Raw genomic sequence first — 21,658 nt, forward strand, 5'->3', positions numbered from 1 at the left:
CCATGCGCGTACTCCTGACCGGACACCAGGGATACCTGGGCACCGTGATGGCCCCGGTCCTCGCCGCCGCCGGACACGAGGTCGTCGGCCTCGACTCCGGCCTGTTCGCCGACTCCGTCCTCGGTCAGACACCCGCCGACCCGCAGGGACACCGGGTCGACCTGCGCGACGTCACGGCCGAACACGTGGCCGGCGTGGACGCCGTGATCCACCTGGCCGCCCTGTCCAACGACCCGCTGGGCTCGCTGGCCCCGCAGCTCACCTACGACATCAACCACCACGCCTCCGTACGGCTGGCCCGGCTGGCCCGCGAGGCCGGAGTGCGGCGCTTCCTGTACGCGTCCACCTGCTCGGTCTACGGCGCCGCAGGCGGCGACGACCTGGTGGGCGAGGACGCCCCGCTGCGCCCCGTGACGCCGTACGCGGAGTCCAAGGTCCGCGTGGAGGACGACCTGCACGCGCTGGCCGACGACGACTTCACCCCGGTGTACATGCGCAACGCCACCGCCTTCGGCTACTCGCCCCGGCTGCGCGCCGACATCGTCCTGAACAACCTGGTGGGCCACGCGCTGCTGTCCGGCGAGGTCCTGGTGCTCTCCGACGGCACCCCCTGGCGGCCGCTGGTGCACGCCGCCGACATCGCGCGGGCCTTCACGGCCGCGCTGACCGCGCCGCGCGAAGCGGTCCACGACCGGGCGTTCAACATCGGCAGCGAGACCAACAACGTCACGGTCGCCGAGATCGCCGAGCAGGTCGCCGAGGCGGTGCCCGGCGCGAAGGTGCGGATCACCGGGGAGAACGGGGCCGACCCGCGCTCCTACCGGGTGGACTTCGCCCGGTTCCGCGCCGCGATCCCCGGCTTCGACATCGAGTGGTCGGTCAAGCGCGGCGCGCTCGAACTCGCCGACGCCTACCGGAAGTTCGGGCTGACCAAGGAGGACTTCGACCAGCGCTTCACCCGGCTCGCCGTGCTGCGCGCGGCGTCCGAGGCGGGCACCGTCGACGACACCCTGCGGTGGCGCCGATGACCCTTCCCGGCGAAGAGATGCACGCCCTGGTGGAGCGGATGTACCCGCTGTGCCGGAGCATCACCGGCGACGGTGTCCGCGCCACCCTGGACATCGTCGGCGAGTACCTGCCGCTGCAGGTGCACGAAGTGCCGACCGGGACGCAGGTGCTCGACTGGACGGTGCCGCAGGAGTGGAACATCCGCGACGCGTACATCGCCGACAGCGCCGGGAACCGGATCGTCGACTTCGCCGCGTCCAGCCTGCACGTGCTCGGCTACAGCGTCCCTGTGTCGGCGACCATGCCGCTGGCCGAACTGCGGGAACACCTGCACACCCTGCCGGACCACCCGAGCTGGGTGCCGTACCGCACCAGCTACTACAAGCCGGAATGGGGATTCTGCCTGGCCCAGGAGACCCTGGACGCGATGCCGGACGGCGAGTACGAGGTCCGCATCGACTCCACGCTCGCCGACGGCCACCTCACCTACGCCGAGCACGTGGTCCCGGGGCAGGTCTCCGACGAGGTGATCGTCTCCTGCCACGTCTGCCACCCCTCGCTGGCCAATGACAACCTGGCCGGCATCGCGGTGGCGACGTTCCTGGCCCGGGCGCTCGCGGAGGAAACGCCGTACTACACCTACCGGTTCATCTTCGCGCCCGGCACCATCGGGGCGATCACCTGGCTGGCCCGCAACGCCGAGCGGGTGGAGCGGGTCAAGCACGGCGTCGTGCTGGCCTGCGCCGGGGACCGGGGCCAGTTGACGTACAAGCAGAGCAGACGCGGCGACGCGGAGATCGACCGGGTGATGCGGCACGTCCTGACCGCATCCGAACGGCCGCACCGCGTCAACGAGTTCACTCCGTACGGCTACGACGAGCGGCAGTACTGCTCACCCGGGTTCAACCTCGGCGTGGGCTCGCTCACCCGGACCCCGTACGCCGGTTATCCCGAGTACCACACCTCGGCGGACAACCCGGACTTCGTCTCCCCGGAGGCGATGGCGGACACCCTCGCGGTCTGCCGCGAGGCGTTCGCCGTCCTGGACCGCAACCGGAGCTATCTCAACCTCAGCCCCTACGGCGAACCGCAGCTGGGCCGGCGCGGGTTGTACGACGCGCTCGGCGGCCGCAGCGACACCAAGCAGGCCCAGATGGCCATGCTCTGGGTGCTCAACCTCTCCGACGGCGAGCACAGTCTGCTGGACGTCGCCGAGCGGTCCGGGCTGCCGTTCGACACCGTCGCCGCCGCGGCCGACGCCCTGCACGGCGCCGGACTGATCAAGGCGTGACGCGATGACCATCGAGGGGGAGAAGACGACCAGACCGGCCGGGTCCGCCAAGCGGGCCCTGGTCGGCCGGCTGTCCTGGGGGCTGGCCGACCAGGCGGCCTCCAGCATGTCCAACTTCGCGGTGGGCATCTACGTGGCCCGCTCGCTCGGGGTGACCGCCTTCGGCGTGTTCAGCCTGGCCTGGGTGACCTACGGCGTGGTGCTCAACGTCTCCCGCGGCCTGTCCACCGACCCGCTCGTGGTGCGCTTCAGCGGCGTCCCGGACGCGTCCTGGCGCGGCGCGGTGGCTCGCTCCACGGGGACCGCACTCGGCGTCGGCACCGCCATAGGCGCGGTGTGCCTGGTGGCCGGGCTCGGTCTCGGCGGCCGGCTGGGGCCCGCCTTCGCCTGCCTCGGCGTCATGATGCCGGGCCTGCTGCTGCAGGACGCCTGGCGGTTCGGGTTCTTCGCCGCCGGCAACGGGCGCAAGGCGTTCGTCAACGACGTCGTGTGGGGGGTCGCGCTCGTCCCCGCCATGGTCGTCGCGGCCCATGTGGGCAGCGTGGCCGCCTTCGTGCTCGCCTGGGGCGCGTCCGCCGCCGTGGCCGCCGCCTACGGCTGCCTCCAGTCCGGCATCCGGCCCCGGATGGCCGAGGCGCGCGGATGGCTGCGCGAACAGCGCGATCTCGGCTACCGGTACCTGGTCGAGAACGTCAGCCTGAGCGGCGCCAGCCAGCTGCGGGCGTACGGGCTCGGCGCGATCGTCGGGGTCGGCGCGGTGGGTGCGGTGCGGGGCGCCGAGCTTCTGATGGGCCCGTTCCTCGCCGTGCTGATGGGCCTGTCGCTGGTCACCGTCCCGGAGGCGGCACGCGTGCTGCGCCAGGCCCCGCACCGCCTCGGCCCGTTCTGCCTCCGGCTCGGCGGCGGGCAGGCCGGCGCCGCGCTCCTGTGGGGCGGGGCCCTGCTGCTGGTGCCGGACCGGCTCGGCAGGCTCGTGCTCGGCGACGTCTGGCACTCCTCCTCGCACCTCATCGTGGCGATCACCTTCAGTGTCGCGGGCGCGGGTCTCGGCACCGGCGCGGCGGCCGGGCTGCGCGCGCTCGGCGCGGCCCGGCGCAGCCTGCGCTGCCAGCTGTTCGCCTCCGCCTGCTACGTCGGCGGCGGGCTCGGCGGCGCCGCCCTGGCCGGCACGGTCGGCTCGGCCTGGGGTGTCGCCGCCGCGACCCTCAGCGGCTCGGCCGTGTGGTGGCTGCAACTGCGGTCGGCCCTGCGCGAGCGCGACCCCAACTCCGTTCCCGAAGTGAGGACCCCATGACGGCCCAACCCAGGCTGAGCATCGGCCTGCCCGTGTACAACGGCGAGGAGTACCTCGCCGAGTCGCTCGACGCCCTGCTCGGGCAGACCTACGAGGACTTCGAGCTGGTCATCTCCGACAACGCCTCGACCGACGGGACCGAGGACATCTGCCGCAAGTACGCGGCGCAGGACTCCCGCATCCGGTACATCCGGCTGCTCAGGAACGTCGGCGCCACACCGAACCACAACTACGTGTTCACCCAATGCCGCGGCGAGCTGTTCAAGTGGGCCTCGCACGACGACTTGTACGCCCGCGACCTGCTGCGGCGCTGCATCGAGGCCCTCGACGAGCAGCCCGACATCATCCTCGCCCACGCCGACCAGGCCGTCATCGACGGAGACGGCCAGGTGAAGGTGCCCTACGAGTACACGCTCGCCACCGACTCGCCGCACGCGCCGGAGCGCTTCCGCAGCCTGCTGTTCGAGCCGGGCGGCGACGACTTCTACGGGGTGATGCGGGCCGACATGCTGCGCCGGGTCAAGCCCCTCGACAGCTACCACCACGCGGACCGCACCTTCGTCGCCGAGATCACCCTGCACGGGCGCTTCCACCAGGTGCCGGAGCTGCTGTACTTCCGCCGCGACCACCCCAACCGCGCCGAGCGGGCCAACCCGTCCAAGCGGGCCCGGTGCGTCAACCTGGACCCGCGCCGTGCGGGCCCGCTGCACCCGACGCCCCGGCTGCTCGCCGAGTACATCTGGGGCTTCGGCGCGGCGATCCGGCGGGCACCGCTGTCCCCGGCCGACCGGCGCGAATGCTACCGCCACATGGCAGCCTGGATGACCAGCCGGGTCCGGCCGGGCGCCGGCGAGCGCGTCGAGGACCGCGCCCCCGTCGACCCGGCCGCGCTCAGCGTCTCCGTCGACGCCCTCGTCGCGGGCCGCGAGGGGCGGCGGGCATGAAGACGGCACCACGCGTGGGGGTGTTCGGCCTCCTCGGCTCCGGCAACCTCGGCAACGACGGCTCGCTCGAGGCCGTCCTCGGATATCTGCGCACCGACCACCCGGACGCGGCCGTGGACGCACTGTGCGGCGGACCCGAGGCCGTGACCACCCGGTTCGGGATCCCCGCCACGCGGCTGCACTGGAACCGCGCGGAGTACCGGACCGCGTCACGTGCGGGCGCGATCGCGTCGAAGGGACTGGGCAAACTCGTCGACGTCTTCCGCACCGCCGCCTGGGTGCGCAGGCACGACGTGGTGATCGTGCCGGGCATGGGCGTCCTGGAGGCCACCCTGCCGCTGCGGCCCTGGGGCTTCCCGTACTCGCTGTTCCTGCTCTGCGCGAGCGGCCGGCTGCTCGGCACCCGGGTGGCACTGGTCAGCGTCGGCGCCGCCGAGATCCGCAACCGGCCCACCCGGGCGCTGGTGCGCTGGTCGGCGCGGCTGGCCGCGTACCGGTCGTACCGGGACGCCCAGAGCCGTGACGCGATGCGCGCGATGGGCGTGGACACCGCGCACGACGAGGTCTACCCGGACCTCGCGTTCTCCCTGCCGACGCCGCAGACGAGCGCGCCCTCGGGCGCGCCGGGCACCGTCTGCCTCGGTGTCATGGACTTCCACGGCGGAAACGACGACCGCGATCGGGCCGACGAGATCTACCGGCGCTATCTCGACGGGACGATCCGCTTCGTCCGCACGCTGGTCGAGGAGGGCAGGCCCATCCGGCTGCTGACCGGCGACCAGTGCGATGTGGCGGTGGTCGAGGCGATCCTCGACGCGGTGGACTCGCCGCTGGTCACCGCCGCCGAGCCTGCCTCACTGGCCGACCTGATGAAGGAGATGGCGGCAGCGGACACCGTGGTCGCGGTCCGCTATCACAATCTGATCTGCGCGCTGAAGACCGGCACACCGGTGCTCGCCCTCAGCTACGCGGCCAAGAGCGACGCGCTCATGGACCGCATGGGCCTGGGCGCCTTCTGCCATCCGGCCCGCGAGGTCGACGCCGACCGGCTCCTCGAACAGTTCCGGACGCTGGAGAAGCGGTCGACGGAGCTGCGGCAGGTCCTCACCGAGCGGAACCAGGCGGCCGCGCGGCAACTCGAGCACCAGTTCACCGCCTTGAACGCGGCCCTGTTCCCGGCGGCCGAACAGCCCCACACCCTGCGGAAGGCTCCATGAAAGCGACCCAAGTCCCGGACATCGCCGGCGCGTACCTGTTCGAGCCGACTCCGTACGCCGACGAACGCGGCTTCTTCTGCCGCACCTTCGACGCCGACGTGGTCCGCTCGGTGGGCCTCGATCCGAACGCCTTCGTCCAGGACAGCGTCTCCCGCTCGGTCGGGGGCGTGCTGCGCGGCCTGCACCTTCGCTCAGGCGCCGGCGAGGCCAAGCTGGTGCGCTGCTCGTACGGGAAGATCTTCGACGTCGTCGTGGACCTGCGCCCGGACTCACCGACCTACCGCAACTGGGCCTCTTTCGAGCTCTCCGGCGAGACGCAGAAGACCCTGTACATCCCGGCGGGATGCGCACACGGCTTCCAGGCTCTTACTGAAATCGCGGACACCTCTTACCGTATCGATCGTCAGCACGATCCGTCCGAGGACGTGACGATCGCCTTCGACGACCCCGAACTCGCCATTCCCTGGCCGCTGCCGGTCACGTCGATGTCCCAGCGGGACCGGGAGGCGCCGAGCCTCGCAGAGGTCCTCAAGCACAAGGAAGGTGAAGTCGGTTGACCACCGAACACACCGAGGAGACCACCAAGTTCGTCCTGCCCCGGTCACGGGCGGCGAACGAGCGGCTGCACGCCATGATCCCCGGAGGCGCCCACACCTATGCCAAGGGCGACGACCAGTACCCCGAGGACCTGGCCCCGGTCATCAGTCACGGCCGCGGCGCCCATGTCTGGGACGTCGACGGCAACCGGTACATCGAGTACGGCTCCGGCCTGCGCTCGGTCAGCCTCGGCCACGCCCACCCGCGGGTGACCGAGGCGGTGCGGCGGGAGATCGACCGCGGCAGCAACTTCGTCCGGCCGTCCATGGTGGAGGTCGAAGCCGCGGAGCGCTTCCTGGCCACGGTGCCGACCGCCGAGATGGTGAAGTTCGCGAAGAACGGCTCCGACGCCACCACCGCGGCGGTACGCCTGGCCCGCGCCGCCACCGGCCGCCCGCGGGTGGCCCTCTGCGCCGACCATCCGTTCTTCTCCACCGACGACTGGTTCATCGGCACCACGCCGATGTCCGCCGGCATTCCGGCGGCGACGAACGAGCTCACCGTGTCCTTCCCCTACGGTGACCTGGCGGCCACGGAGGAGCTGCTCACCCGGTACCAGGACGAGGTCGCCTGCCTGATCCTCGAAGCCGCCACCCAGACCGAGCCGCCGCCCGGATACCTCCAGGGCCTGCGCGAACTGGCCGACCGGCACGGCTGCGTGCTGATCTTCGACGAGATGATCACCGGCTTCCGCTGGTCCGAGGCGGGCGCCCAGGGCCTGTACGGCGTCGTCCCCGATCTCTCCACCTTCGGCAAGGCACTGGGCAACGGGTTCGCCGTCTCCGCGCTGGCCGGTCGCCGCGAGCTGATGGAGCGGGGCGGGCTGCGCCACTCGGGCGAGCGGGTGTTCCTGCTGTCCACGACGCACGGTGCGGAAACGCACTCGCTGGCCGCCGCGATGGCCGTGCAGAGCGTCTACACCGAAGAGGGCGTCACCGCGCGGCTGCACACGCTCGGCGAACGGCTGGCCGCCGGTGTCCGCGAGGCCGCGGCCGGCATGGGCGTCGGCGAGTATGTCGTCGTCCGGGGCAGGGCCAGCAACCTGGTCTTCGCCACCCTCGACGAGAACGGTCAGCCGTCGCAGGAGTACCGCACCCTGTTCCTGCGCCGGCTCCTGGAGGGCGGGGTGCTGGCTCCGTCCTTCGTGGTGAGCAGCGCGCTCAGCGACGCGGACATCGATCACACCGTGGATGTGGTGGCCCAGGCATGCGCGGTGTACCGGAAGGCACTGGATGCCGGTGACCCCACCCCCTGGCTGGCCGGACGACCGGTGAAGCCGGTGTTCCGCCGCTTGGCGTGACGTCAGCGACGCTCCAGCCGACCCGCGTCGGCCGTGCGATCGGCCCGCCGGTCGGCCGCACGGTCGACCAGCCAGGCGGTCGCCGGTACCACCGCGAGTGCGGTGCACCAGCCGCCCAGCGCGTCGGTCGGGTAGTGCGCACCCAGGGCGACCTCCGCCCACCCCATCGCGGCGCCGGCGACCAGCGCCGCGGCGAGCACGAGTGACATGCCGGCCGCCCTGCCGAGGCGGAGCCGGCCGGTCGCGGGCAGCACCGCCGTGAGGGCGAGCGCGGTGAAGAAGGCGGTGTGCCCGCTCGGGTAGGACAGGTTGCCGGGGCCGTGGATGGTGCGTCCCACCACGTGCTTGAGCAGCGTCGCCGCCCCCACGGTCAGGCCGACACCGGCCACGACGAGGACCGCGACGCGAGGGCTCCGAAGCAGCAGACACCCCGCCACCGTGGCCACGATCACCATGACCGATCCGGCGGGCTCCCCCAGGAAGTCCAGGGTCAGGGCGACATACCGCCACGGCGGACGCACACTGTCCGCCGTCGGCTCGACGATCCACCGGTCCACCCTGCCGGGCTCGCTGTGACCGGCGTACAGGACCCCGATCGCGGCGACCACCAGCACGGCGAGAACCGCGATCAGTGCGAGCAAGGGGCGCAACGACGAGGGCAGCACCGCGGGCGCCGGCCGGCCGGTCACACGCACACCGCGTACGGCCGGCCCGCGCCGACTTCCGGGCCCGCTCCTGCCAGGCGATCCAACGCGAGCCCCCTGTCGTGTCCAACTCCCCTCCAGCGATCATAACCGGCGCGTGGACACCCGTTCTGGGCCTTTTACGACTCCTACGGATAGCTGGTCAGGTTGGCCACATTGGTGCTGGAGTCGGACGGGCCGCCCGTGTCGTTGATGACGTGGCTGATGGTGCCGGTGCCGCCGAGAGAGACCGTCACCATGCTGGTGAAGCGGACGCCCGCATTGTTCGGCGCCTCGACGGCATGTGCGGCGACCACGCCCGGATTGACGTTGAAGTAGCAGTAGCTGCCGAGGCCGTACGCCTGGTGGCTGGTCACCGAGTCGGCGACCTTGTAGGCCGCGTAGCCCTGGGTGGAGCCGTTCATCCAGGCCGCCTGGTTGGGCGGGTCGTAGGGCATCTCGTTCTGGAAGAAGTAGGTGCGGCCGCCGTTGCCGTTCCAGAGGGTCTGGTACTTCTGGAAGTGCTCGACGAACAGGCCGTACATCGTCACGCTGTCGCCGTTGACGATCATTCCGGTGTCCGCGGTGTTGCTGGTCCAGCCGACGCCGCTGCCGTGGTCGGCGCGCCAGATCCACATGTGGTCGCCGATGACGTTGTCGCTGTTGACGATCAGGCCGGTGGTCACCTTGCCGACGCCCGCGCCGCCGACGCGGAAGTAGACGTCGTGCAGGGAGGTCGGGTCCGCCGTGTGGGAGGCGGAGGAGCCGCTGGCCCCGACCTCCAGCAGGCTCGGCGAGTTGGTGGTGCCGGCGTCGAACAGCAGGCCCGCGATCTTCACTCCGTCGACGTCGGCGACCTTCATGGCGGTGATGCCGTTGTCGGGGACGAAGGTGGCCAGGCCCAGGCCGAGGACGACCGTGTCGGCGCGGTCGATCCGCAGGGTCTGGTCGAGATGGTAGACACCGGGGGTGACCAGGAGGTTCTTGCCCGCGGCCAGGGCGGAGTTGATCTGCGAGGCGGTGGCGCCCGGCTTGACGACGTAGAAGGAATCCAGCGAGAGGGAGGAGCCCGAGGCGCCGCCCGACCAGCTGGTGCCCGAGGAGTTGGACCGCAGGGACGGCACGAACACCTGGTAGGCGCCGTTGCCGTCGACGTACAGGAACGGCTTCTCGCGGGAGACCGGGCTCTGGGCGACCGTCGTGTAGGGCGGGTTGGGGAAGCTGGTGGCGGGGACTCCGGTGCTGCCGGTGAAGACCATGTTCCAGTTGGAGCCGGTCCAGCTGCCCAGCTGGGAGTTGCGGGTCAGCCACTGCTGCTGGGTGCCCGATCCGACCTGGCCGTCGATCCTGCTGTCGGCGATGAGGCCACCGCTGGACCAGCCGCCGTCGTCCAGGGCGAGGTTGCCGCGAAGATGCATCCGGCGGTACGGCGCCGCCTGCGAGACCGCCCAGCGGTCGCTGCCGCCGGACGGGTTGACCGACAGATTCTCGGCGCCGCGCCAGAAGTTCTGGGTGGCGTTGCCCTGGAACCAGTCGGCCTCGGCGTGCACCGCGCCGTTGATCGTCACCGCGTCGGGGGACAGACCGAGGCCCAGCACCTGTGTGTAGAAGCCGACGTTGACGTCGGCACTGTAGGCGCCCGGCTTGAACAGCACGGCGTAGCGCTGGGAGCCGAACTGGTTGGTCTCCTGCTGCTGGAAGATCGAGTCGAGCCTGCTCTGGATCGTCGAGGACGACATCGACGGGTCGAAGACGACGACGTTCGGGCCGAGGTCGGGGTTGGCGGCCGACTGGGTCGCGGGCACTACCTGGAAGCGCTGGGCCGCGGTGCCGTTGCAGGTGTACTGCACGAACTGCACGCTGTCGGCGGTCGAGGCCGCGGGGTCGTCGAGGCACTTTCCGCTGTTGCGGTTGACGAAGTGGTAGGCGCCGCCGCCCTCGTCCACCGGCAGCCACTGCTGGTTGGCGCCGCCACCGTAGGCCCACAGATGGACCACTGCGTTGTCGGCCGTGGAGACGTCGGCGACGTCCGCAACCTGGTTGGTGTCGTTGGCGTTGTTGATCCGGACGTATTCGCCGCTCGTGGCGGTGAAGCTCCACTGCTGCGCCGCGGTGCCGTTGCACGAGTACTGCTGCACGACGGTGCCGTTGGCGGTGCCGGCCGCTTTGGCGTCGAGGCACCGGCCGCTCGCGGCGTTCATGACGGTCGCGAAGCCGGTGGGCAGGGCTGTGGTCGCGGCGTGTGCGGGGGCGCCGGTGAGCAGGGACGCGGCGGCCGCGACCACCACCGCGGCCGCGGCGGACCCGCCGCGCCTTGGGAGGGAAAGCATGAGGTGTTCTCCTGGCCTCGTGGGGGGGAGTCAGCCGGTGTATCCGGCGAAGACGCGGGTGTAGTCCCAGTCGGACTGGCTCACACCGGAGCAGCTGTCGGCGGAGCCGCCGGTGCAGGGCCGGTCGCGGTTGGCGGACCAGAAGGTGAGCCGGGCCGGATGGTGCTGCTGGGCGTAGCCCAGGATGGTCCGGAAGTCGGCCACCGTGACGGTCTCGGTGTTGTCGGTGATGCCGTTCATGGACGAGATGCCCATGTCCCGGTGGGCGGTGTCTTCGCTCCGGGGTTGTCGGCCTTCACGGTCTTCAACGCGGGGATCTGGGCATGGCCGGGCGCCCTTTCGTGGGGGGTGGGGTGCTCGGGCCGCGTTCACCTTGTGAACGGGCCAGTACACGCGCGGGGTTGGGGCTGCCGGTGAAACTAAAGGTACGGACCACTTTCGTCAAGGTGTGAAGTAAGAGTTGAGAGAAGCGAGTTGCTGCGGTCCGGGCGCCGGTTCACAACCGGAAGGCCGCGTGTTGCCTGTGCCGGGGGAGTGAGGCGGGAACGCCCCCGTGTCAGAGGGGTGTGACGGTATGTCCTCAAGGCGATCGTCGGGGCGGGCCGGGTCTTCTCGAGCACCTACCGTCGGCACCAGGCTTCGCATCGCCCGTCGACTCGAAGGTGCCGACAGGATGCGGGCCACGCCATGAGACAGGGACCAGACAGACGAGGAGGACCATGCGTTCTTCCATGTTCCGGCGAATGTCCGCCGCCCTGGTCGCGGTCGCCGCGACGGCGACCGTGGGGGCCGCTGCGCCGGCCGCCGGCGCGGCACAGCAGGACGGCGCGGACTACTGGGCGTTCTGCTGGATGGCACCGTCAGGATCGGTGAAGGTCACGTTCGCCGACGGGGGCACCTCGTGCCTCAGCGGCCAGGGCTTCGTCGGGTTCGACCCCAACGACCCGGACTGGACCGTCCAGAAGATCGAGACGAACAACAACTGGGGCGCGGTCGTCTACCCCGGCACCGTCGATCCACCGACGGCCCACTTCGACCGCAACCAGGACCTGTCCGTCAACTCGCGCATCAACGGGATCTATCTGAACACCGCCGCCTGACCCCGAGCCGGATCTCGGGAGACAGTGTCCGCCCGCGCTGTGTGTGCGTGCGGACACTGCCGTGTCGAGTGCCGGGGGCGTCAGCTGCGCAGGAGCCGCAGGTCGATCGCGTCCGCCATGGCTTTCATTCCCGTGTCGTCGGGGTGGATGTGGTCGCCGGAGTCGTACGCCGGGCTGAGGGCGGCCGGGTTCGCGGGGTCACGCATGGTCCGGTCGAAGTCGACGACGCCGTCGAAGGCGCCGCCGGTGCGGATCCACCGGTTGACGCTCTGGCGGACGGCCTCGGCGGCGGGTGTGTAGTAGCCGTTGCCCTCGTCGGGCATGAGGGTCGCGCCGATGACGTGGACATGGGCGGCGTGTGCCTGGTCGATCAGGGTGCGGTAGCCGGCGATGAGGTCCTGGGCGGTGAGCGGCCGGCCGTCGGGGCCGGCGTTGTTGCCTATGTCGTTGATGCCTTCGAAGAGGATGACGTCCCTGACGCCAGGTTGTCCGAGGGCGTCGTGGCCGAAGCGCTTGAGGGCGCTGATCCCCTGCCACAGGTTCGGGACGTCGGTGAGGACGCGGTTGCCGCCGATGCCGGCGTCGACGACGCTCAGCCTCTGCGGGCCCCCGCCGGCGCCGAGCCGGCGTGCGAGGAAGTCGGGCCAGCGGGTGTAGGTGCCGGTCGAGGAGTGGTAGCCGTCCGTGATGGAGTCGCCGAACGCGACGACGGTCCCCCTTGCGGTCGATGACAGGACGTCAAGGCCCGCCAGGTAGTACCACGAGGTCGTGGTGGTGCCGAAGGCGGCGGCGCTGTCGTCACCCGTGTGGTTGCCGGAGGCGATGTAGGTGGTGTCGAAGGCGTCGGAGTGCCAGGTCGACATGCCGGTCGCACCGGGGACGTAGAGGCTGACGAGCAGGTTCTCGCCGGCGCCGACCGGGATCGGGACGACGTCACTGATCGCCTGCTCGCCGGCCGGGATCGTGAGGTGGCGGGAGCCGGCGAAGGTGACGTTGCGGATGGTCCCGCGTGTGGCCTCGCCGCCGTCCGCCTGGACGGCCATGTCCACCTCGCCGACCTCGAGCGGGGCGCTGCTGTACCGGTTGGACAGGGTGATGTGTGCGCCCGAGCCCGCCACACTGCTGTGGACCACCATCCGGATGGTCTGGTTGTCGAAGGACGGGCCGCCGGTGGTCATGCTGGGCGACCAGGCGCTGACCCTGGTGGCCTTGCCCTGCGGCGCAGAAGTGGCCGCGCGTGCCAGGTCGGCGGTGCGCAACGGAACGACCGTGAGCGCCATGCCGGTCAGTGCGGCGCACACGGACAGCAGCGGTCGGCGAAACGCCGCCGGTCTTCCCTTTGCAGAGGACATCGTCGTTCTCTCCGCTCAAGTCGTCGTGTCGGGGGATCAGGGCCGGACCGGACTCAGCCGAAGTCGCTCAGCGTCACGGACGCCCCGGGCTTGAGGCTGACCTTCCGGGAGGTGCTGCCCGCGAAGACGGTCGTGTCGCGGCCGCCGACGCTCCTCAGCGTCAGCTGCGTGACCTTGCCGCCCCGCCACTTGAGGTCGGCGACGAAGCCGCCGCGGACGCCGACGCCGGACACCGAGCCGGATGCCGCCCACGCGGCGGGCAGGGCGGGCAGCAACTCGACGTGACCCGGCCGCGAATAGACCAGCATCTCGATCATCGCGGAGGGGGTGCCGAAGTTCGCGTCGATCTGGAAGATGCCGCGGCCCCCTCCCATGTCCATGATGTCGAAGAGATTGGACGCGCTGCCGTTGCTGCCGTTCACCGACGGCCTCAGGTTGTTGACGACCAGCTGGTAGGCCTTCTCCGCGTTCTTCAGCCGCGCCCAGCACAGGCTGCGCCAGGCGTTGGACCAGCCGTAGCTGTTCATGCCGCGGGCGGTCAGCAGGGCCGTCGCGCCGGCGAGGATGTCCTTCGGTGTGGAGTCGTCCGGGCGGATCCGGTCGCCGGGGAAGAGGCCGAAGAGCGGGGAGAGATGACGGTGCGTGGTCTCGCCGAGGTTGTCGGGCGACATCCACTCCTCCAGCCAGCCGGTTGTGGGGCTGACCACGGGCAGATACAGGCGCTCACGCAGGCCGTCTACGGTCGCGCCGTAGGAGAGGTCCCTGCCGAGTACACGGGTGGCGGTCCGGTAGGTGCCGAAGAGGTTCCATACCGCTTCCTGGGCGTAGGTGATGCCCTTGGCGTCCTGCGGGCCCTGCTCGGGCGACCAGTCGCTGTCGTCGACGAGGACCTCGCGTGAGGTTCCTGAGGCGTCGGTGACGGTCGTGGTGATGAGGCGGGCCTCCCAGAACTCCACGGCGCCCTTGAGGAGGGGGTAGATCCGTTCGAGGTAGGCGCGGTCCTGGGTGAACTCGTAGTGCTCGAACAGGTTCTGGCAGAGCCAGGCATTGCCCGCCGGGTGCCACCACCAACCGCTTCCGCCGTAAGGGTTGGTGGAGAAGGCCACGGCCCAACCGGCCACCTTCCCACTGGAGTTGCGGAACCTGTTGGTCGAGGTGTTGAACAGCCGTCGCGTGACGTCCGTCCACGAGGGCAGCTGTGCGAGGCAGTAGTCCGCGAAGGCGTCGAAGCAGTCGGACAGTCCCGTCCGGTCGGCCATCCAGTAGTTCATCTGGACGTTGATGTCCGTGTGGTAGTCGCCCATCCAGTCCGGGTCGTTGCCGTCCAGCCACGGGCCCTGCAGGCCCATCGGCAGGCTGCCCCGCGACCCGGAGATCATCAGATAGCGGCCGAACTGCAGACAGGCCGCCTCGAGCTCGGGGTCGGGGACGTCGTCCCGGTAGCGCGCCTGTATCCGCTGCCAGGTGTCCAGCCTGCGCTGGGCGGTGGACGACGTGCCCAGGTTGATGTCCTGCTGCTCGAACACCGGGCGGAAGTCGGCGACATGGGTGTACAGCAGTGTGCTCGCGGAGTGCCCGGCGGCGGCCATGACCTTGGTCCGCGCCAGGCGCTCTGGGTCCACGGACGGGTCGCGGAACCCGGCGGCCGCGTCAGGGGCGTAGTTGGTGCCCCCGCTGACCACGACGGTCAGGTCCTTGCAGCTGCGGAACGAGATCGACGTACCGTCTGCCGCGACCGTGCCCGTGCTGCTGTGGGCCGTGACGGCGGCGCCGTACTTCAAGCCGTTGGCGAAGGAAGCACCGAACGAGGCATAGTGCCCCGCGCGGTTCGCCGTGGTGGTCTCGCCGTGAGTGCCGGCGAGGGAGACGGTGCCGGTGTAACTGCCGCCGCCCTGCTGGGAGAAGTACAGGACGATGACGTCGTCGGGGCGGCTGGCGAAGATCTGCCGCCGGTAGGTGACACCGGACAGGGTGTACGAGGCGCTGACGAAGCCCTGGGCCAGGTCGAGGGTACGGCGGTAGTTGTCGACCGAGCCCAGGTCGTGCGCGGGGATGTCGACGGTGAGCTCGGCCAGCAGCGTCAGGGAGCCGAAGTCGTCGCGGCCGTAGGGGAATTGGCCGTCACTCTGCAGGGTGTCGTTGCGGCCGCCGGTCCACAGGGTGGAGTCGGTGATCGTCAGCAGTTCGGCGGCGGGATCGTTGCTCGTGAGCGCTCCGAGGCGCCCGTTTCCGACCGGCAGGCCCTGCTGGATCATCGAGGTGGGGGAACCGGGGGCCCGCCACCACAACTGGTTCTTCGCGGCGGCGGCCGCGGACAGCAAGGGGGAGGAAGCCGGCCGGAGCGGGGCCGCCGAGGCGGTGAAGGCGGGCAGACCGCCGAGCGCGGCGACCGCGCCGGCTGTGGAGGCGAAGGTCAGAAAGCGTCTGCGGCTCGGGTGGTTGTCGGATGACTCGGGGTGCTGAGTGTCCACGTTGTGCACTCCATGTCCGAGGGAAAGGGCGCATGCGGGAACGACGGACGGGGGCCGTCGTGAGACGGACTGATCAGGGCGGGGACTGGTCACGCGGATTTGGGTACGTCGATCCGGTCGATGTCGGGGGAGTAGTCCCAGCCGCTGTCGAATGTGATCGTGTTGGTGCCCGCCTTGAGGGCGAGCTGGACGCTGACGGTCTCGACCGTGCTCCAGTCGCCGGTGGAGGGGAACTTCAGACTGGTGCCGTGGCCGCTGTTGGAGTAGACGGTCACCGAGCGGGGATCGCCGCTGACATAGGCGACGTTGACGGTGTAGATACCGTCCTTCTTCACCGTGATGTCGTTGAACTGCAGCTTGCTGTCGAGGTACAGGTTGCCGACCTTCTTGCCGCCGGAGCAGGAGTCGCACGAGGCGACGGAGGCGTTCCCGGTCAGGGTGTTGTCGCCGGACTCGGCCTCGTAGCGGGTGGTGGCGAGGGAAGCGCCGCCGGGCTTGACGGTGAACAGCCGGGAGCCGTGTGCGGGCACCGTCGAGGTGATCCGGTTCTTGTACGTGCCGAGGTCCTGGTGGTTCCACAGGTCGCGCACGGCGGCCGCGCCGGTGAAGCCGAAGGAGGCCCAGTCCGCGGTGACGGAGGCCGGCGAGCCGCCGAGGTTGAACAGCGCGACGGTGTAGGTGCCGTCGGGGTTCTTGGTTCCCCAGACCTGCTGGTCGCCCATCGGTGTGACGGGACGTGCGACGGGCGAGGTGTTCTGGTCGACCGCTATGACCTCCTGGTTGGTGAGCAGGGAGAGGCCGTAGCTGTCGAGCTGGGTGAGGTCGTCACCGGTGAACAAGGGCGACTTGTCGATGGCCCACAGCGTCATGTAGCTCTGCCGCTCGGCCTTGGTGAGGCCGTCCATGGCGCCGTTGCCGACGTCGATCGCGTCGAGGTCGTTCCAGCCGCCGGGGCCTGCCTCGCGGCTCCACGCGGGGGCGTCGTTCCAGCGGTCGTTGACCGAGTTCTCCCAGGTGACCAGGGTGTTGCAGTAGCACTCCACGTCGGTGTCGATGCGCCAGCCGTTGGAGTACTTCTTCCAGTCCGCGGCGTGGGAGATGTCGAGGGACCAGGACAGCTCCAGGTGGATCGGCCGCCCGGTGCCGGCGATGGCCTGGTGCCATGCGGCGACGTCGGCGACGTTGTTGTAGTTGTCACCGGACTTGGACGAACCGGGGCCCACACCGTCGAGCTTGAGGAAGTCGTAGCCCCAGCCCGCGAGCAGCCGCGCCTGCGAGTCGATGTACTTCTGCGCGCACGGGTTGTCGAAGTTCAGCTTGTAGGCGCTGTCCCAGCCATTGGTGGTGCGCAGGTCCGGGTAGACGACGTCCGCGGTGGTGCAGCCCGGGGCGTCGTGGACCGGCACCTTGCCGTCGCCGTACGCCCCCTTCTCCAGGCCGACGGGCAGATAGATACCGGCCTTGAGGCCCTTGGTGTGGATGTGGTCGGCTACCGACTTCATGCCGTGCGGGAAGCGCACGGGGTCGGGTGTCTGCCGGCCGTACTGGTCGAACTCGGAGGTCCAGTTCTTGTCCATCCACCAGCCGGCGTCGATGTTGACGTGGTCGTAGCCGTACTTCTTCAGCGTGGTGGCCAGGGCGTCCGTCTGCTTCAGTACGTTCGCCTCGGTGAGGTAGCTGTAGTTGCCGTCCGGGTTCAGGCCCGGGTACTGGGAGGACTGCATGCTCCAACTCGACCAGCCCATGTACGGCTTGTCCGCCGGGCCGGGGGTGGTGGTGTCCCCGGCCGCCGGAGCCGAACTGGCCGCCGCGGCCGCGGACTTGGAGGCGACGGGCGCTGTCTGAGTGGCGGCGGCCGGGACCGCGGTGCCGAGCGCGGTCGTGACGGCCAGCACCAGCATGGCTCTGAGGGAACGGCGCGTGAGGCCGGGGAGGGCTCTGGAGGGGGATGAGGGCATGGCTCGCCTCCTGCTGTTGCGGTGAGTGGGGTGATGCGGCGGAACGCGGTGGGGGCCGGGGTATCGCTGAGATCTGGGCTAGGGGAGGTCGGTGACTGTGGCGGACCGCGGGCTGCGGCTCCGCGGCGTCATGGCTGTCCCTCGTATGTGTCCGACCCCATGAAGGACTGGATTGCGGTGGCCGCGGCCCCGCGCGCCCACTCCTCGAAGGGCAGCGGACGGGTCATCACGTCACACTGCGAAGCCGTACCGAAGGCGGAGGCGGCGAATGCGTCCCGGATGCCTTCGGCGTAAAGGTCGTACGCGGCCAGGCCCTCCCCGGAGATGACCACCCGCTCGGGACCGAGGAGGTTCACCAGGGAGGCGATGGCCTTGCCGATGGCTTCACCGGCCTGTGCGTAGACCGCTCGGGCACCGGCGTCTCCACCGTGGGCCAGGTCCAACGCCTCGGCAGGATCGGTCAGTTGCCTGCCCGTGGCCGCGCTCACCGCGCGGAGAATCGCGGGGTCCGCCGCGATCGCCTCCACGCATCCGCGATTGCCGCAGTGGCAGAGCGGGCCCCTCGGGTCGAGGGACAGATGCCCGATCTCGCCGGCCACACCGTGCGCGCCCGAGACCACCCGGCCGTGCACCACCAGGCCGCAGCCGACGCCGGCGCCCACGGTCACCAGGGCGAAGTCCGAGAGTCCGACTCCGGCCCCGAACCAGTGCTCGGCGACCGTGAGCGCCCGCACGTCGTTGTCGACCGTGACCGGCAGACCCGTCGCGGTGGCGGCGAGCTCGGCGAGCGGTACGTCGCGCCACTCCAGGAAGGGGGAGTAGCGGACCAGTCCGTTCGCGCGGTCCACGTCCCCCGAGATCGCGATGCCCAGCCCCCGTACCTGCACACCGAATCCGACGGCCTCGATGAGCAACTCCTGCACCAGCGCGGTGATGGCGGGCAGTACGGCCTGCGGCTCGCGGCCCGTGAGGGCTACGTGCCGGGACACCCGGATACGGCAACACAGGTCGGCCAGCACGCCGATGATCTCGTCACCGGTCACCTTCACACCGATGAACAGCGCCCTTCCCGCGTCCACCGACACCAGGGTGGCCGGACGCCCCACCGCGGGCCGGGCCTCCTCGTCCGCGCCCTCGACGAGATAGCCGAGCTCCATCAGCGGCCGGACCGCCTTGGTGACCGCGGCCGGAGAGAGCTTGGTGCGCCGCCCCACCTCGGCCCGGGTGAGCGGGCCGTGGGAGAGCAGCGTGGTGAAGACCAGGGAGGCGGCCGGAGTCATGGTGGGAGCCGACTCGCGGGCGAAGGTCGGGCGCATGGCCGGAAACCTAAGGTCGGATCTTTTCCGCTGTCAATAAAAAAACCACACTTGTTCCAGTACCTGGAGGGGGCGGCGTTGAGCCGATGAAAGTAAGGCCTGTGGGCGCGTTACACCACCGAATCGATGGCGCGGATCTCGGGGGTTGCCCATCCAGATGAGAGAGTGGAGGCATAGAACTGCAGCCGGGAGTTGGCTGTGCCAGAACCGGCCACTTAGGGGACCGGCGCCTCCTTCGAGCACCTCTACGCGATAGCCGACGGCGAGGTCATGTCCGACAAGGGCGAGCCCGAAGTCGTCCTCTGCGTGGACGAGTTCGGACCGGTCAACCTGATGGCCCACCTGGGCCGGCAGTGGGCCGGCACTCCAGCCGGACTTCCGTGTTTCTTCTGGTCAACGGGTTGGCGCGGGCGCGGTGCCGACCGCGTGAGACGTCAGCCCGCGGGGGTGTTGTAGTTGACGATCCCCTCCACCATGAGGGCGACCGCACCGGCCAGCGGGTTGGCCGTCCCCATGCACACGACGTCGGGCAGCTTGTGCGCCTCGCTCTCGGTGACCGCCACCATGCCCCAGAACGCGTTGAAGCCCGAGGGATCCGCCGGCTTGTCCGTGGCCGCCCCCACGGTCAGGACCCCTCCCACCTCGGTCACGGCCAACGCGCCCATCTGCCGCAGCGTGTCGTGATCCCGTTCCTCGGCGGCCACCACACTCCAGTCCGCGACCTCCAGCCGCCGGAAGGCGTCCAGGAGCTTGCCCGGTGTATCCGGCCCCGCGACAACGATGTCGGGCAGCACGAGGGCCACCGGCCCCCGTGTCAGCGGCAGGGCGGACCGTATCGCCCCGTCGAGACCGGGTCCGAACGACTCCGCCTGGTAGACGAAGACCATCTGGAAGATGTCGGCATAGCGAGCGAGATGACTCACCGTGTCCAGCTTGTGCGGCCCGAACACGACGACCAGGCGCACATTCAGTCCGCTCTTGGCGAGTTCGACGACGGCTTCCAGGCTGCGGTCCAGCACCGTGACCCCGGGAGCCAGACAGTGCAGCTCCTTCGGGTAGGGCGCACCGAAACGTGTTCCGTGTCCGGCGCAGGGCAGGATGACTGAAACATCGGGTACGGGTGTGAACGAACTCTGCATCGCGTGGCACTCCGATTGTGTGGATGAGGGGGGCCTTGCACACCGCGCCGAGCACAGACTGCCCAGATCCGGCCACCACTGAACCTCCCGCCCCACGTGCACCGTAGGACCGGGGCGGCCGTTTCCGTAGCTCCCGAAGGCACAAGTCCGCTGCGACATGGCCGAGTTCACCTGGGCGACCGAGCGAGACGGCCGTCGGCCGCCCAGACCCACACGCGGCCTACACTGCTGCCGATCATTCCCGACGGCCGACGCATCACCACCGCCGACTAGCACTCCGGGCCTGGGCGGAAACGGCAGAAACGCATGCAAGACCCGACGAAAGAGGACGCTGAATGCGGGTGCTGTTGTCTACATACGGGACACGTGGCGACGTCGAACCGCTGGTGGCACTCGCCGTGCGGCTACGGGCGCTCGGCGCGGCGGTGAGGATGTGCGCCCCGCCGGACGAGGAGTTCGCCAAGCGGCTCGCAGGTATCGGCGTGCAGTTGGTGCCGGTGGGGCCACCGGTCAGGGAGTTGATGCGCGGGAAGACCCTGCCCTCGGCGGCGGACCTGGCCCGCTACCGCAACGAGTTGGTCGAGACGCAGTTCGGCGCCTTCCCCGGGGCGTTCGACGGATGTGACGTGGTGGTGGCGGCAGGCCTGGCTCAGGTCGCGGCGCGTTCCGTGGCCGAGGCCGCTGGTATCCGCTACGTGTACGTGAGCTATGCGGCGGTCCACCTGCCGTCACCGCACCACGCGCCACCGCCCCGGCCGGGCTGGCCGGAACCCGAGGCCGCCGACAACCGGACCCTCTGGGAGTGCGATGCCCGGAACGTCGACGCACAGTTCGGTGAGGCACTCAACCGTCACCGGGCAGCGCTCGGTCTGCCTCTGGTGAACAATGTGCGCGACCACATCCTCACCGACCGTCCCTGGCTGGCTGCGGACCAGGTCCTGGGGCCGTGGCGGGAGACCCCCGGCCTTGACGTCGTGCAGACGGGCGCATGGACCCTCCCGGACGAACGCCCCCTCCCGGCGGACTTGGCGGGGTTCCTGGACGCGGGCAGCCCGCCGGTCTATGTGGGCTTCGGCAGCATGTCCCCGGCCGAAGGCATCGGCGGTATGGCAGTCGATGCGATCCGCGCACAGGGTCACCGCGTGCTCGTGTCCCGTGGCTGGGCGGACCTCGATCTCCTCGACGACGGGGACGACTGCTTCGCCATCGGTGAGGCCAACCATCAGAACCTGTTCCGCAGGGTGGCCGCGGTGGTCCACCACGGTGGCGCGGGTACGACACTGACGGCGGCCCGGGCGGGCGTGCCGCAGGTGGTCATACCTCTCCAGCTGTCGGACAACCCGTACTGGGCCAGCCGGGTGGCGGCTTTGGACCTCGGTGCGGCCCTCGACGCTCCGGCCGCGACCGCCGAATCCCTGGGCGTCGCACTCAAGACCGCGCTGTCGCCCGAGACCCGCGCGCGTGCGAAGTCCCTGGGAGCCCGGCTCCGTACCGATGGAGCGGAGGTGGCCGCGCACCGGCTGCTCGACGAGTCGCGGTGAACGACGCCGGCTTGTAGTCACCGGAGTGAGCCATTGGTCCCATGTGGTCCACTACATGCGGATGGGCCCTTGATGTCGCATGCCGAACGTAAACAGCATTCCGCAATTAAATGGATG

General features: G+C 70.2%; 16 protein-coding genes and 2 pseudogenes. 10 read left to right on the top strand and 8 right to left on the bottom strand.

Annotation, left to right across the window (positions count from 1 at the left end):
- Positions 1–2 precede the first annotated feature (2 nt).
- Genes ACFY1U_RS21205 through ACFY1U_RS21235 form a run of 7 tightly spaced genes read left to right on the top strand, consistent with a single transcriptional unit; the run spans position 3 to position 7,651 of the window.
- Positions 3–1,028 carry an NAD-dependent epimerase/dehydratase family protein gene (locus ACFY1U_RS21205; RefSeq protein WP_390695660.1) on the top strand — a complete coding sequence of 342 codons (1,026 nt, stop codon included), beginning with the start codon at positions 3–5 and terminating at the stop codon, positions 1,026–1,028.
- Positions 1,016–2,299: a DUF4910 domain-containing protein gene (locus ACFY1U_RS21210; RefSeq protein ID WP_390695661.1), complete on the top strand. Its 1,284-nt coding sequence runs from the start codon at positions 1,016–1,018 to the stop codon at positions 2,297–2,299. Before ACFY1U_RS21205 ends, ACFY1U_RS21210 begins: the two co-directional genes overlap by 13 nt.
- A 4-nt stretch (positions 2,300–2,303) precedes the next feature.
- The gene (locus ACFY1U_RS21215; protein ID WP_390695662.1) at positions 2,304–3,593 is read left to right on the top strand and encodes a hypothetical protein; all 1,290 of its coding nucleotides are present in this window, start codon (positions 2,304–2,306) and stop codon (positions 3,591–3,593) included.
- On the top strand, positions 3,590–4,537 hold the full coding sequence (locus ACFY1U_RS21220) for a glycosyltransferase family 2 protein (RefSeq protein WP_390695663.1): 948 nt from the start codon (positions 3,590–3,592) through the stop codon (positions 4,535–4,537). Before ACFY1U_RS21215 ends, ACFY1U_RS21220 begins: the two co-directional genes overlap by 4 nt.
- Positions 4,534–5,754, top strand: a complete 1,221-nt coding sequence (locus tag ACFY1U_RS21225) for a polysaccharide pyruvyl transferase family protein (protein WP_390695664.1) — start codon at positions 4,534–4,536, stop codon at positions 5,752–5,754. The genes ACFY1U_RS21220 and ACFY1U_RS21225 overlap by 4 nt, the downstream gene beginning before the upstream one ends.
- A complete protein-coding gene (rfbC, locus tag ACFY1U_RS21230; protein ID WP_390695665.1) occupies positions 5,751–6,311 on the top strand; it encodes a dTDP-4-dehydrorhamnose 3,5-epimerase in 561 nt (186 codons plus the stop codon). The genes ACFY1U_RS21225 and rfbC overlap by 4 nt, the downstream gene beginning before the upstream one ends.
- On the top strand, positions 6,308–7,651 hold the full coding sequence (locus tag ACFY1U_RS21235) for a glutamate-1-semialdehyde 2,1-aminomutase (protein ID WP_390695666.1): 1,344 nt from the start codon (positions 6,308–6,310) through the stop codon (positions 7,649–7,651). Before rfbC ends, ACFY1U_RS21235 begins: the two co-directional genes overlap by 4 nt.
- Before the next feature lie 2 nt (positions 7,652–7,653).
- Here the strand turns inward: ACFY1U_RS21235 and ACFY1U_RS21240 are convergent, their stop codons facing one another.
- The 3 genes and pseudogenes from ACFY1U_RS21240 to ACFY1U_RS21250 form a co-directional block, all read right to left on the bottom strand.
- Positions 7,654–8,340, bottom strand: a complete 687-nt coding sequence (locus ACFY1U_RS21240) for a phosphatase PAP2 family protein (RefSeq protein ID WP_390695667.1) — start codon at positions 8,338–8,340, stop codon at positions 7,654–7,656.
- 143 nt (positions 8,341–8,483) lie between these two features.
- Positions 8,484–10,664 carry an RICIN domain-containing protein gene (locus ACFY1U_RS21245; RefSeq protein WP_390695668.1) on the bottom strand — a complete coding sequence of 727 codons (2,181 nt, stop codon included), beginning with the start codon at positions 10,662–10,664 and terminating at the stop codon, positions 8,484–8,486.
- Positions 10,665–10,694: 30 nt separating this feature from the next.
- A pseudogene (locus ACFY1U_RS21250) lies at positions 10,695–10,943 on the bottom strand (chitinase); the annotation flags it as partial.
- Between the two features lie 440 nt (positions 10,944–11,383).
- Between ACFY1U_RS21250 and ACFY1U_RS21255 the strand changes: the two are divergent.
- Positions 11,384–11,764: a hypothetical protein gene (locus ACFY1U_RS21255; RefSeq protein WP_390695669.1), complete on the top strand. Its 381-nt coding sequence runs from the start codon at positions 11,384–11,386 to the stop codon at positions 11,762–11,764.
- Positions 11,765–11,844: 80 nt separating this feature from the next.
- Here the strand turns inward: ACFY1U_RS21255 and ACFY1U_RS21260 are convergent, their stop codons facing one another.
- From ACFY1U_RS21260 to ACFY1U_RS21275, 4 genes are all read right to left on the bottom strand, one after another.
- Positions 11,845–13,116, bottom strand: a complete 1,272-nt coding sequence (locus ACFY1U_RS21260; RefSeq protein ID WP_390695670.1) for an SGNH/GDSL hydrolase family protein — start codon at positions 13,114–13,116, stop codon at positions 11,845–11,847.
- Positions 13,117–13,169: 53 nt separating this feature from the next.
- Positions 13,170–15,587: a glycoside hydrolase N-terminal domain-containing protein gene (locus ACFY1U_RS21265; RefSeq protein WP_390695671.1), complete on the bottom strand. Its 2,418-nt coding sequence runs from the start codon at positions 15,585–15,587 to the stop codon at positions 13,170–13,172.
- Positions 15,588–15,676: 89 nt separating this feature from the next.
- On the bottom strand, positions 15,677–17,545 hold the full coding sequence (locus ACFY1U_RS21270; RefSeq protein WP_390695672.1) for an alpha-galactosidase D: 1,869 nt from the start codon (positions 17,543–17,545) through the stop codon (positions 15,677–15,679).
- A 128-nt stretch (positions 17,546–17,673) separates the two neighbouring features.
- Positions 17,674–18,861, bottom strand: a complete 1,188-nt coding sequence (locus tag ACFY1U_RS21275) for an ROK family protein (RefSeq protein WP_390695673.1) — start codon at positions 18,859–18,861, stop codon at positions 17,674–17,676.
- Between the two features lie 228 nt (positions 18,862–19,089).
- Between ACFY1U_RS21275 and ACFY1U_RS21280 the strand changes: the two are divergent.
- A pseudogene (locus tag ACFY1U_RS21280) lies at positions 19,090–19,221 on the top strand (IS630 family transposase); the annotation flags it as partial.
- A 74-nt stretch (positions 19,222–19,295) separates the two neighbouring features.
- On the opposite strand, the gene ACFY1U_RS21285 reads toward ACFY1U_RS21280, so the two are convergent.
- Entirely contained in the window at positions 19,296–20,000 is a 705-nt protein-coding gene (locus ACFY1U_RS21285) for a hypothetical protein (RefSeq protein ID WP_390695674.1), read from the bottom strand.
- Positions 20,001–20,335: 335 nt separating this feature from the next.
- On the opposite strand from ACFY1U_RS21285, the gene ACFY1U_RS21290 reads away from it, so the two are divergent.
- The gene (locus ACFY1U_RS21290; protein ID WP_390695675.1) at positions 20,336–21,541 is read left to right on the top strand and encodes a glycosyltransferase; all 1,206 of its coding nucleotides are present in this window, start codon (positions 20,336–20,338) and stop codon (positions 21,539–21,541) included.
- Positions 21,542–21,658: the final 117 nt, after the last annotated feature.

Origin of the sequence: Streptomyces sp. NPDC001351, from assembly GCF_042896045.1 — a bacterium.
Lineage (GTDB): Bacteria > Actinomycetota > Actinomycetes > Streptomycetales > Streptomycetaceae > Streptomyces.